Origin of the sequence: Protofrankia sp. Cr2 (assembly GCF_963555885.1) — a bacterium.
Taxonomy (GTDB): domain Bacteria; phylum Actinomycetota; class Actinomycetes; order Frankiales; family Frankiaceae; genus Protofrankia.
The window spans coordinates 6551-15135 of sequence record NZ_CAUVXG010000015.1 but is presented as its reverse complement, the minus strand read 5'-3'; the positions used below and the strand labels follow the sequence as shown (position 1 = coordinate 15135).

Sequence of the window (8585 nt, the reverse complement as noted above, 5' to 3'; positions counted from 1 at the left end):
CCCGGCCGGTTGGCGGCCGGGTCGGCACCGGGCGGCCGGGGGTCGATGACCACGCATCGCGGGACGAAGGGCGCGGAGTCGCGTCTGTCCGAGCCCTCCGAGTACGGGTCGGTCTCGTCGAAACCGGCGATCGCCGGATGCAGGACAAGACCGCCGGTCAGCATGCGGGCGTATGGATCGACGAGAAGCTTCGCCGGGTTGTAGCGCAGGCCGCGGTCGGGGGCGTACGGCCCGTGTGCGCGCAGACCGTAGCGCTGGCCCGGCCCGACACCGGGCAGGTAGCCGTGCCACACCCCGCCGTCACGTTCAGGTAGCCGGTAGCGATTCTCGTTGCCCTGGCCGTCGAACAGGCAGATCTCGACCGCGGCGGCATTGGGGGCTGCCACCGCGACGTTGACACCGGATCCGTCCCAGTGCACGCCGAGCGGGTCGGGCGCTCCGGGTAGGGAGCGGTCGGACACATCCACGATGCCTCGGGCCGGGGACAATGCCGTCACGTCCGTCACGGTAGCTGTCGAATGATGCAGGCGCTCGCGGTAGGAGATCACCTCGCGTGACGATCAGAGGCCGGGGTCGGTGCCGGACGGTGATCCTTGCGTATCCGTGAAGATCAGACGGCCAGGGCTTCAGTGGTCAGCGCCGGAAGGCGTCCGAACGCCTTCCGGCGCTGACCACTAATGTGCGTCAGGGGTCCTGAAGAGGCATCGCTGATCCGACGTAGTGATCCGCGGTGGTGAGCTGAGGAGGTCGTCCGGTGGCGGTCGTGCACTTTGAGGTCGACAAGGCGATAGGCACGATCAGGTTGGACCGGCCTCCGATGAACGCCATCGACAGCCAGCTCACCAGCGAGCTGCGGGTGGTAGCGGCGCAGGCGGCGGCCCGTTCGGACGTTCGGGCCGTTGTGCTCTACGGCGGTCCCAAGGTGTTCGCCGCCGGAGCCGACATCAAGGAAATGACCCCGATGGGCTACGCCGAGATCCAGGCGTGGGTCGGTGAACTCACCGCCACCTTCGAGCAGGTGGCCCGCATCCCCAAGCCTGTGGTCGCCGCGGTGACCGGATACGCCCTCGGTGGCGGCCTGGAGCTTGCCCTGTGCGCCGACTTCCGGGTCTTCGGTGACGACGCCAAGGTCGGGCTGCCCGAGATCCTGCTCGGAGTCATCCCGGGCGCGGGCGGGACGCAGCGGCTGCCCCGGCTGGTCGGTGCGGCCAGGGCCAAGGACCTGATATTCACGGGTCGCCAGGTGCGCGCACCCGAGGCCAAGGAGATCGGTCTCGCCGACCGGGTGGTGGCCCCTGATGACGTCTACGCCGAGGCTCTGCGCCTGGCCGGCCGGTTCACCCAGGGACCGTCGCTGGCGCTGCGGGCGGCCAAGGCAGCCATCGACGACGGCCTGGACGTTGGACTGTCCGAAGGGCTACGGCTGGAGACCGCGGTGTTCACCGGGCTGTTCGGGACCGAGGACAAGCGCATCGGCATGGAGTCCTTTGCCGAGCGAGGACCGGGCAAGGCGGACTTCGTCGGACGCTGACCGTGATCGGCTGCCGACGGTCATCTGTTGACGGTCACCGTTGCGGACCGTGATTTTTGTCGACCGTGATCGGTTGCCACCTGTCGCGGCTGCCGGACGTCCCGTGTGCCCGCTGGTCGGGTGTCGTCCGTCCGGTGTCGTCCGTCCGGTGTCGCGCAGGTGACTTCCTCGCGTTCGAGCGTGGGGCTTTCGTGGGGCGACGGGGCGCTCTACTATGGCGCCTGACATCCCGCTTCGGTCGATGATGCGACCGTGGACGGGCGCCACGAGAGGTGGGGGATGGCCGAAGCCGACGAGGTTGTCAGCATCCGGAAGCCGTCGGTGAACGCCGTCTCAGACAGTGGACGGATTCGCCTGCCAGGACTCGATCCGGACGCGTTCCGACATCCGCTTGACCGGCGGGCCACCCGTACGCTGAAGCGCGTTCCCGGGTTCGATCGGGTCGTGGCCAAATACATCGAATGGGGTGTCGAACGTACCCAGTACGTGGAGAATACGGCATCCAGCGTGAAGGTGGGTCCCCGCCAATGTCCGGGGATCCACGCGATCCTGCGCGAGACGTGTGCGATTTTGGATGTTCCAGAGCCTGAACTCTACATCCGGCGTGGGCCTGTCGACGCGTACACGGCAGGGAACAATCATCCGTACATCGTGCTTTTCACCGATCTTATCGACATCATGGATGACGATGAACTGCTGGCCGTGCTCGGGCATGAAATCGGCCACGTCAAATGCGGTCATGTTCTATATGGGACCATGGCGCGAATTATCGGCGGGGCGATGGGCGCGGGAGTGGCCCGGCGGTCGAACGCCGTGGTCAATAACATCGCGGCCTTCGGTCTCGGGGCGGGGCTCTCGGCCTGGTCGCGCAAGGCGGAGCTGACCGCGGACCGGGCGGCGATGCTCGTGGTTCAGGATCCCGATCCTTGCGTCCGGATGATGATGAAGTTGGCCGGCGGGGCAACCCGCTTGCTGGACCAGATGAACCCCACCGCCTTTCTTGAGCAGGCGCGGGTGCTTGACGACATGGCCGAGCAGAGCAGGCTGACCCGGTTTCACCGCATGCGGATCCGGACCGCCGGATCCCATCCACTCACGGTCGAGCGCGCCCGCTATTTTGACGAGTGGCTACGCGAGGACGAGCCCAGGAAGATCCTCGATGGGATCTATGCGGTGCGGGCCGGTAGCCGTGCATGCCTGACCTGCGTGAAGCCGGCGCGGCCGACGGAGAACTTCTGCACGGCTTGCGGAACCGGCCTCGCGGTCTGGACCACCTCTGCCTAGAACGACAGGGCGGGGTGCCGCCGAACGATGTGAATCCGGTGCTGCTCCCGTCGCATCCGATTCACATCGTTCGATGTGATGACCTCCCGACACGGATGCGGGAATCAACGTAGGGCGAGCGGGAGTCAACGTAGGGCGAGATCGACGATGAGGGGCTTGTGGTCGCTCCCGAATGCCGCACCCACCTGGTAGCCGGTGACGGCGAACTGCGGCGAGGCCAGGACGTGATCGATGCGCAGCAGCGGCGGCAGCACCAGGTGGTTCGCGTTCCAGGTGGGTGTCCAGCCGGCGCCGACCACGTCGTGGGCATCACGAAGATGATCATTTAGAAGGCGCTGGAACGGTCGGTGGTCGCGGGTGGCGTTGAAGTCGCCTGCGAGCACCACGGGGATGGGCGTGCGGGCGACGTCGGCCCGCAGGTTGTCCAGTTGGCTGCGCCACCGCGGGGCGGAACCGCCGTTGATCGGCGCGCCCGTGTGGACGGCGAAAAGGCGGAACCGGTGCGCTGCGTCCACCTGCACAGTCAGCCGCAGTGACGGCAGGTCTGCAACCGACCGCAGCTCCGGCTCGACCAACGGGAAACGGGAGAACACCGCGATCCCGAACGGATTCGGCTGGGCATGGACCTCCCGGTAGGGGAAAGCCGCCAGCGCCGCGGTCTTCTCGATCGCGGTCAGGGTAAGGGGGGTGGCCTCCTCCAGAACGAGGATGTCGGGCCCGTCCGCGCGGATCTGGCTACCCAGACGGCCGGCGTTCTCGTTCGTATACAGCAGGTTGGCACTCATCATCCGTACCTTCGCCGAGCCGGCGGGTGCGGTTTCGGGCTTCCCCGGCCAGAGCTCGGGTAGCGTCCAGAACAGGTGGGCGATGATGACCAACGTTGAGACGATCAACAGCCGGTTGCGTCGCAGCGCGAAACCGACGGCCAACACCACATAGGCCGGCAGGTACTCGACCGGGGTGAAGGCGTTGATCCCCGAGTAGGGCCAGCTCAGCACGTCATCCAGGTGGACGCCGCGGCCCAGCGCGATGACCCCGAGGCTGCCGACGACCAGCCAGGAAAAAAGAATCACCAAAGTCCGCGGCGGAATCACCCCGGCGGTGTTGCGCTTCGATGGCAACCCGTGATCGTCGTCTTCGGGGTACACAGGCAGGTCAGAGCCGGTATCCGAGTGCGGGGTCATGCTTCATAGACTGCAGGCGGGGAGGTCCGCGGCCGGCGGCGGGGCCGGTGGAGCGCTTCCAGCCACGGCCAGTCGGCCTGCTCGGTCACGGACGGTGCCTCTGCCGGCCCAGGTCGGAGGCACCGTCCGGACGGCGTGTCCGGCCGCGCTGCGGCCAGCCGCGCTATGCCACCGCGACCTCGGTGTGGATCTCTTTGCGGGCGATCAGCGGTGCCGAGCGCGCCCGCAATTCCCGGACTGCGACGACATCGTCATGCCGGCTCAACCTGCGGTCGACCTCGCGCAACTTGTCGATGATCCGAGCAGATTCCAAGTGGCCGGCGAGGTCGATCGCGCGGCTTGCTGCGTCCAGCGCGGCTTCGACGTCCGGTCCAGGCCGGCGCAGATACGACAGCGCGAGATCCGCTTCGGCGTAGCTGCGGGTCCGGGTCCGCGAAGCTGGCGGGCGGGAACGAGATTCCAGCAGCAGGGGTTCGGCCGCTTTCGCCTTGCCGAGCAGCAGAAAACAGTGGCCCTTGCATTCGGCCACGTCCACTTCGTCGTAATGGGAGGCCCATGGCGGACCGTCACCGGGCTTCGCGCGTTCGAGTTCGTCCTCCATGTTGATCAGTGCCCGGCTGCAGCCGGGCTCATCGCCCATGCGGCCCAGTGCCCAGGCGTGTTTGTCGTGCAGCATTGCTCGGACCGTGGGAGACGCCGAGCCGCGGGATCGGTCGATGGCGGCCTTCGCCATGGCCAGGCTTTGGCGGTACTGACCGAGGCGGCCGGCCTGATCGCTCATGGCGGACAGGATCCGGCTGGCGAGCATCGTGTCCCCGCTGTGTTCCGCGAGGCCCAGCGCCTGGATGTAGTAGCGCTGCGCAAGGGCCTGGCGGTCGCAATCCTGAGCGAGCCAGCCGCTGAACTGGGTCAGTTCGGCGAGCGAGCTGAACAGGTCCGGCGTGTGGCGGTTGTCGAAAGCCGCTTTGGCGCGGTCGTGCAGGAAGGCGACCACCTGTCCGCGAATCTCGGCGCCGCCGTAGCGGGCGTCGAGCTTCCGGAAGGTCTCGGTCATATCTCTGATCATGGATGCGGTCGGTACCGGCGGTATGGTTCCGTCCCGGCTGATCGTTTCGACGACTCCGGTGAGGCTCGCCAGCACGGGGTCGGCGAAGGCGGTCGCGACGAAGGCCGCTCCGTCGTATAAGAGGTCGCGCCTGCGCATATCTCGCCCCGAGAGTCCGGCAATGGTCCGAAGAGTGCCCGAGGGTTTCTCGGCTACGGCGAGCCCGAAGTCGTCGCCGTGATAGGTCTCGCCGCGCCAACCGAGATCGGATGGAGCGATGGGGTAGCCGACGAGCATCGACGTCTCGGCGGCGGCGAGCTCAGCCACCATGGGGTCACGGGGGCGCATGCCGCGACGCCAGTGGCCTACCGTGGTACGCGCAAGGCCTAGATCAACATGTCGTTGTCGGCGCGCGCGTTCGTTGACCTGTCGGGCGAAGCGGGTGTCCGAGACGGACGCTTCAGCGAGTAACCGCCCGAATAGGGTTTGCTCCGACCCGCAGTTGATCGCTTCCTGATCAGCTGACGATTGTTGTCTGTTCATTGAGCCCCCGTAGGCCATTACGTGATATTTCGTGATGCGATGATGAGGTGATGTGTCGTGAGACACAACGTAGTGGAGCTGTCACAATGTTGGAAGGGGGCGTGCAGACGCGCGTGCGAATGCACGCACCAGGCGTCTGGCGTGCAGGATGGGTCGAGTGCGACCTGGGTCACGTCGACGATCATTGAGCGTGTCAACGGCCTAGGTGCGACCATGTCAAGAGCAATGAAGACCCATGAATGTGGCTACGGAGGCCCCGAGGCGTGAACATCGTCGTCACCGTCAAGCAGGTTCCGGATACCTGGGCGGAGAAGAAGCTCGATCCCTCAACCAGGACGACGGATCGTAAGAGCGTCGACAACGTCATGAACGAAATGGACGAATACGGGGTTGAGGAGGCCCTGAAGATCAAGGAGGCTCATGGTGGCGAGGTGACGGTGGTCACCATGGGTCCCGCAAAGGCCTTGGAAACCGTGCGTAAGGCGCTGTCGATGGGCGCGGACAAGGCAGTCCACATCACCGACGAGGCGCTGGCCGGCTCCGATGCCCTGCAGACGTCCGCTGCGCTCGCGAAGGTTATTTCGACGCTTTCGCCGGATATTGTCATCACCGCCACTGAGGCGTCCGATGCCCGTGGCGGTGTGCTGGGTGCCCTGCTTGCCGAGCGGCTCGGATTCCCACAGCTGACTCAGGCCCGTAAGGTGACCGTCGACCCGGGCGCCGGCACGGTGCGAATCGAACGGCTGGCTGACAACGGCTACTTCCTCGTGGAAGCGTCCACACCTGTGGTTGTCGGGGTTGTCGAGAAGATCAATCAGCCGCGTTATCCGTCGTTCAAGGGCATCATGGCGGCGAAGAAGAAGCCGCTGGCCACTCTGTCGGTCGCGGACGCGGGGCTGGATGCCGGCACCGTGGGCCTCGCCAACGCTGCGTCGACGGTGCTGGACGCCCAGGCCGCTCCGCCCCGTCAGAACGGAACGATCGTCAAGGACGAGGGCGATGGTGGCACCAGGGCCGCTGAGTTCCTCGCCGCACAGAAGCTGATCTGAGGGGTCTTGTCCGATGGCTGAGGTTCTAGTTCTCGTCGAGCATGCAGACGGCGAGCCGAAAAAAGTCACCGCCGAGCTGCTGACGCTCGCCCGGTCGCTGGGTGAGGCGTCCGCGGTCTTCCTCGGCGCGCCCGGAACGTACGCGAAAGCCAAGGACTTCCTGGCCCAGTACGGTGCATCCACGGTGTACGTCGTCGAGTCCGAGGACGTCACCGACTACGTGGTGGCCCCGGTGGCTGAGGTCCTGGCCAAGCTGGTGACCGACAGGTCGCCGGTAGCGGTCCTGACCGCGGCCACCCCGGATGCCAGGGAAGCCGCCGCGCGCACAGCGGCCAAGACCGGGTCGGGCCTGATCTGGGACGCGGTCGGCCTCACGCCGGACCTGGCCGCTACCCAGGGCATCTTCGGTGGCTCCACGATCGTCACCTCGAAGGTCACCAAGGGGACGCCGGTCTTCGCGGTACGACCGAACACGACCCCACCGGTGGCCGCCCCGGCCACGCCGACCGAGGAGAAGGTCGACATCACGATCTCGGACTCCGCCAGGTCGGCGAAGATCCTGGACCGGGTGGTGGAGGCCAAGTCGGGTCGCCCCGACCTCACCGAGGCGCAGATCGTCGTCTCCGGTGGTCGCGGCCTCGGCGCTGCTGAGCACTTCGCCTTGGTGGAGAAGCTGGCCGACACACTCGGCGCTGCCGTGGGGGCGTCCCGCGCGGCAACCGACGCCGGCTGGTATCCGCATCAGAACCAGGTCGGGCAGACCGGCAAGACGGTGTCGCCGCAGCTCTACATCGCGGTCGGCATTTCCGGCGCGATCCAGCACCGGGCCGGAATGCAGACGTCCAAGATGATCGTCGCGATCAACAAGGACCCGGAAGCACCGATCTTCGAATTCGCCGACTACGGCATCGTGGGCGACCTTTTCAACGTCGTCCCGCAGCTGACCGACGCGATCGAGAAGCACAAGGCGTAGGCGCGTATCCCCGGATCGCGGCGTCGCCGCGATCCGGGGATACGGCCGGGTAGTCGGAAACCCTCCGGTGGTAGGTGGCTTTCGTCGTCATAGTGACCGTTGCTACCTACGGTTTGCCGTCGGCGGCGCGAGGGGTAGGTGGCGTTCGTCGCCATAGCGACCGCTTCCACCGACTGCTAGCCGGTGAAGCCGGCGTCCACGGGCACGACCGCCCCGGTCAGCGCTCCGGCGGCTGGCGAGCACAGCCATGCGACCGCCTCCGCCACCTCGGTCGGGTCGAGGATGCGTCGTTGGAAGGAATGTCCGGCGAACTCGCCGACCCCGTCCAGGTCGTAGACCCGGGCTGTTTCGGCGAGCATCGTCGTGTCCATCGACCCTGGGCATACGACGTTTGCGGTCACCGCCGTGCCGGCGAGGTCCGCGGCCAGACTGCGGACCAGCCCGACGACGCCGTGCTTGGCCGCGCAGTACGCCGCGAGGCGTGCCAGCGGGCGGGTTCCAGCGGCGGAGGAGACCGCCACGAACCGGCCGGCCGGTGCCGCCAGCAGCGCCGGGACGGCCGCCCGGACCAGGTGGAACACACCGTCGAGATCGATGGCCTGCAGCATGCGCCAGGTCTGGTCGTCGGTCTCCCAGACCGGTGGCCCACCTGCGATCACCCCGGCGACCGCGATCGCCGCGTCGAGGCGTCCGAACCGGTCGAGGGCCGTCGCGACCGCGGCATCGAGGTCGGCCTGGACCCGGACGTCGGCCCGCACAGCCACCGCGTCGGCGCAACCCGCAGCGACCTTCACAAGATCCGCCCAGGTGGCGTACGGGTATCCGCCGTCCGTGGGAGCGGCTGGGGCGGCGGCACTGGTCGCGATGTCGGTGAGGACCAGCCGGTAGCCACGCTCGTCCAGGGCTGCCGCGACCGCGGCACCCAGACCGCGGGCCGCACCGGTCACCACGGCGACCGGACGTCCCGTCCCCGGGT

7 protein-coding genes and 1 pseudogene are annotated in these 8585 nt (G+C 67.2%); 4 read left to right on the top strand and 4 right to left on the bottom strand.

Going from position 1 to position 8585, the window contains the following annotated elements:
• Positions 1-497, bottom strand: a pseudogene (locus U9978_RS09615) (hypothetical protein); the annotation flags it as partial.
• A gap of 257 nt (positions 498-754) precedes the next feature.
• Here U9978_RS09615 and U9978_RS09610 point away from each other — a divergent pair.
• Together U9978_RS09610 and U9978_RS09605 are read left to right on the top strand one after the other, a co-directional pair.
• Positions 755-1531: an enoyl-CoA hydratase/isomerase family protein gene (locus U9978_RS09610; RefSeq protein ID WP_322760729.1), complete on the top strand. Its 777-nt coding sequence runs from the start codon at positions 755-757 to the stop codon at positions 1529-1531.
• A gap of 279 nt (positions 1532-1810) precedes the next feature.
• A complete protein-coding gene (locus U9978_RS09605; protein WP_322760728.1) occupies positions 1811-2815 on the top strand; it encodes a M48 family metallopeptidase in 1005 nt (334 codons plus the stop codon).
• 125 nt (positions 2816-2940) lie between these two features.
• On the opposite strand, the gene U9978_RS09600 is transcribed toward U9978_RS09605, so the two are convergent.
• Together U9978_RS09600 and U9978_RS09595 are read right to left on the bottom strand one after the other, a co-directional pair.
• Positions 2941-3936 (bottom strand): endonuclease/exonuclease/phosphatase family protein, encoded by a 996-nt coding sequence (locus U9978_RS09600; RefSeq protein WP_322760727.1) that lies wholly within the window; start codon positions 3934-3936, stop codon positions 2941-2943.
• A 226-nt stretch (positions 3937-4162) separates the two neighbouring features.
• Positions 4163-5374 carry a transcriptional regulator gene (locus U9978_RS09595; RefSeq protein WP_416210910.1) on the bottom strand — a complete coding sequence of 404 codons (1212 nt, stop codon included), beginning with the start codon at positions 5372-5374 and terminating at the stop codon, positions 4163-4165.
• Between the two features lie 476 nt (positions 5375-5850).
• Between U9978_RS09595 and U9978_RS09590 the strand changes: the two genes are divergently transcribed.
• Both U9978_RS09590 and U9978_RS09585 read left to right on the top strand, forming a co-directional pair.
• Positions 5851-6636, top strand: coding sequence for an electron transfer flavoprotein subunit beta/FixA family protein (locus U9978_RS09590; protein WP_322760725.1), 786 nt, complete (start codon positions 5851-5853; stop codon positions 6634-6636).
• A 13-nt stretch (positions 6637-6649) separates the two neighbouring features.
• Positions 6650-7609 (top strand): electron transfer flavoprotein subunit alpha/FixB family protein, encoded by a 960-nt coding sequence (locus U9978_RS09585; protein ID WP_322760724.1) that lies wholly within the window; start codon positions 6650-6652, stop codon positions 7607-7609.
• Between the two features lie 176 nt (positions 7610-7785).
• Here the strand turns inward: U9978_RS09585 and U9978_RS09580 are convergent.
• The coding region (locus U9978_RS09580; RefSeq protein WP_416210909.1) for a mycofactocin-coupled SDR family oxidoreductase at positions 7786-8585 on the bottom strand (800 nt) is incomplete at its 5' end.

What these genes read in the sequence shown, in the direction of transcription:
- U9978_RS09605 (WP_322760728.1), top strand. Translation starts at nt 1,811, where the DNA reads ATGGCCGAAGCCGACGAGGTTGTCAGCATCCGGAAGCCGTCGGTGAAC.
- U9978_RS09595 (WP_416210910.1), bottom strand. Translation starts at nt 5,374, where the DNA reads ATGGTGGCTGAGCTCGCCGCCGCCGAGACGTCGATGCTCGTCGGCTAC.
- U9978_RS09585 (WP_322760724.1), top strand. Translation starts at nt 6,650, where the DNA reads ATGGCTGAGGTTCTAGTTCTCGTCGAGCATGCAGACGGCGAGCCGAAA.